We start from the raw sequence: 3,325 nt of genomic DNA on the forward strand, positions 1-3,325 counted from the left end.
TCTCTTCTAGTTGGCTCAGGGCATTTGATAGCTCCTCATCACTAGGGGCGATGCCGTGCCATTTGTGCGTACCTACCATAAAGTCTACACCATAACCCATTTCTGTCTTCATAAGGTTTAATACCGGCTTGCCTTTACCAGTGAGTGATTGTGCTTCTTTGATAGAGGCGATTAAAGACTCCATGTCATTGCCTTCACTCTCGATTACGTGCCAACCAAATGCTTCCCATTTTGCCTTAAGGTCTTTCAAATCCATTACCTCTTCAATAGGACCATCAATTTGCTGTTTGTTATAATCAATTGTAGCAATAATATTATCGATATTATGGTGTGCAGCATACATTGCGGCTTCCCATACCTGACCTTCATTCTGCTCTCCATCACCCATAAGTACATAAACCAGGCGATCATCATTATTGAGCTTCTTCGCCTGAGCCGCTCCAGCTGCTACAGATAAACCCTGACCGAGCGAACCTGAAGCTACTCTAATACCCGGTAGTCCTTCTTCAGTAGCCGGGTGACCCTGTAAGCGTGAATCTAATTTTCTAAATGTGTTAAGTTCATCAACATCGAAATATCCATGTCTGGCAAGTGTGCTATACCATACAGGTGAAATGTGACCATTAGAAAGGAAGAAAAGATCTTCATTAGTACCATCAGCATTGAAGCTATTGTCATGCTTCATAATGTGACCGTACATGGCTACAAAGTATTCAGTACAACCAAGTGACCCACCAGGGTGACCAGATTGCACAGCGTGTACCATTCTTACAATGTCTCTTCTTACCTGACTGGCAGTTTTCTTTAATTCTTCGATATTAGGCTGATTGCTCATTGATGATAGTGTGAGTGAATTGATAAAGGTGCGAAGATAACGAAGTTTTTGGAAAGTGGATGCCCAATAAGCAACGAAGTCCGAGGTGATTTCCCCGGACTTCGTGTAATGTTATTTTAAAATTTGAGCAGTATGCTCTTTGGTTTTCACCTTGCCTATAATCTCTTCGATCTTTCCTTCCTCGTCAATCAGAAAGGTTTTTCGTGCGGTACCCATGTATTTTCTACCGTACATATTTTTTTCTACCCAGGTGCCATATTTTTCATGAATTTCCTTTTCGGTATCAGCAAGGAGTTTAAATGGCAATTCTTGTTTTTCTATAAATTTTTTGTGAGACTTTTCGTCATCGGTACTTACGCCTAAGATCTCGTAACCGGCATTTTGCAATGCTTCATAATTGTCTCTCAAATTACAGGCTTCTGCAGTGCATCCCGGGGTGTTGTCTCTTGGGTAAAAATAAAGGACGACTTTCTTGCCTTTGTAGTCCTTCAGGTTTACAACATTTCCATCCTGATCTTTAACTGAAAAATCTGGGGCCTTATCGCCCTCGCTTAATGCCATAATTTGTTAGGTTTTATAGTTCTATTTTATACTCAGTTTTATTATTTGAGTTATCAATTAACGTCAGTTTTACCTCTCCATTGAAGCGCTCATCGTGCAATTTTTCCGACCAGATCAGATTTCTTTTATGGTCATAGTGCATCAACACCCAATTGCCATCAATGGTACATTCATAGGATTTTATACCCGATAACTCGTCAGTGATTTTAAACATCAGATCCTGACTGTTTGTTTTTACAGGGATAATTTTTGGAGGTACTGTATCTGCAGCAATGGTATATTTTCCGAAATTCCTTGAATAAAAGGTGATGCGTCCGTCTTTCCACACACCACCCTCATAGTATAGGTTATTGTAACTATCCATAGCATAGACAGCATATTTTTCACTATAAGCCTTTTCCGGTTTTAAAGAAATACCAATGTTTCTTTTAAGTGGTACTCTTTCATTACCTATTTCAAATAATTCTCGATTGGTAGCAGAGTCATACTCATATCGGGATTGCATATATAATGTATCAAATAGGGCTTTAGAAGGGAAATCAATGTCTATATGCTTACTGTAAAAATTGTATGCGGTTTCCGGTACTACCATTGTTTGGTAGTTGAGTACAGATTCACCTTTGTCAGTGCTGACAGAGTAGGGAAGGCCCTCTTTCATATCCCAAAGGTAAACAGCTTCATTACCCACTACATATGATGCTGGAATTGTATTCTTTTCAGGTAAATATAAGTCCAGTGCATTTTCTGAGCTATTTGCCGTAACAGAGATCACCAATGTATTTTCTAGGAGTGTAGGTGTGTTTTTGTTAATATTCGTGCCAGTCACTGTATGATCAGGCAGCTTACAATTGATTTCAAAATCCAGGTAGCTTACGTTTCGATAGCTGTCCGTCATTTTGACCTTTACTTGCTTTTTGCAATCAGTTCCAAGATTCAGTTTGCCTTCATTCTGAGCCGAATAAAAATGTAATTCGTTGCCATCATCTACATAAAGTTTGTGGTATCGCTGTCCTGTTTCGCGCAACTCTGGGTAATCCATATGCACCAATATATTTCTCTGTTTAGAAAAGTACAGCATGTCGATGTTTTGCTCAAATATTGATTCTCCATCAACAAGCACTTCTATATTTGTGATGCCACACCTAAACCTGGAGTTGTCTAACTTATCATAAGCATATATTTCTAAACCTACTTTGCCATAAGCAGCAATGGGTTTATCGATAGTATAATCGTTACCTACTCTTCTCAGGTCATATTCTTTTCTGCCAAACTGACCATCTACCCGTGCGTATTTGTCTAAGGTTTTAATGGCTAGCTTCTGAGCCACAGGTGGTGTGTTATCCAGTATTTCTCCAAAACCGTATTTTAGAGGGTTAAGTACATTGTTGTTTTGATCTCTTATGTCGTAATGCAAATGAGGGCCTCCGGATGAGCCACTATTGCCGGAGTAGGCAATTACGTCACCTTTATTTACCTCAAACCTGTTTTTATGAAAGTACAAATTGAGTGCTGAGGTCTTTCTTCGGTACTGTTCCTTTTTTACATATTCAGCAATAGGCCCATTAAATTTATCTAAGTGTGCATAGACTGTGGTATGGCCGTTAGGGTGTGTTACATACAAGGCATTGCCATAGCCGGAGGTAGATACCGCCACTCTTGATATATACCCATCTGCAGATGATTGAACAGGTAAACCAATTCTACCTTCTGTACGGATATCCAGGCCTGTATGGAAGTGAGAAGATCTGAGCTCTCCCATAGTGCCCGCAAGTGAATTTCGCTCACCCGGTTTGATAGGGAAGAGGTAATAGGGCTCATCAGTTTTTAATGATTCTTCCAACTGAGCAAAAACCGTATTGCCAGTGGTGAATATTATGAATAATAAGCAGAAGTATAGTTTATTTAATTTCAAAGTCCAGTAGTTTTTCG

The 3,325-nt window shown here is 39.5% G+C and carries 3 protein-coding genes; all 3 read right to left on the reverse strand.

All coding sequences use genetic code 11. The features are described 5' to 3' along the window. Positions 1-835, reverse strand: an 835-nt coding sequence (locus tag E1176_RS03580; protein WP_155209203.1) for a transketolase, incomplete at its 3' end; no start/stop codon positions are given. Positions 836-946: 111 nt separating this feature from the next. Beyond that, a complete protein-coding gene (gene bcp / locus E1176_RS03585; protein WP_155209204.1) occupies positions 947-1,396 on the reverse strand; it encodes a thioredoxin-dependent thiol peroxidase in 450 nt (149 codons plus the stop codon). A 13-nt stretch (positions 1,397-1,409) separates the two neighbouring features. After that, positions 1,410-3,325, reverse strand: a 1,916-nt coding sequence (locus tag E1176_RS03590; protein ID WP_222933070.1) for a M23 family metallopeptidase, incomplete at its 5' end; no start/stop codon positions are given.

The organism is Fulvivirga aurantia (genome assembly GCF_009711475.1).
In the GTDB taxonomy this organism is placed as follows: domain Bacteria; phylum Bacteroidota; class Bacteroidia; order Cytophagales; family Cyclobacteriaceae; genus Fulvivirga; species Fulvivirga aurantia.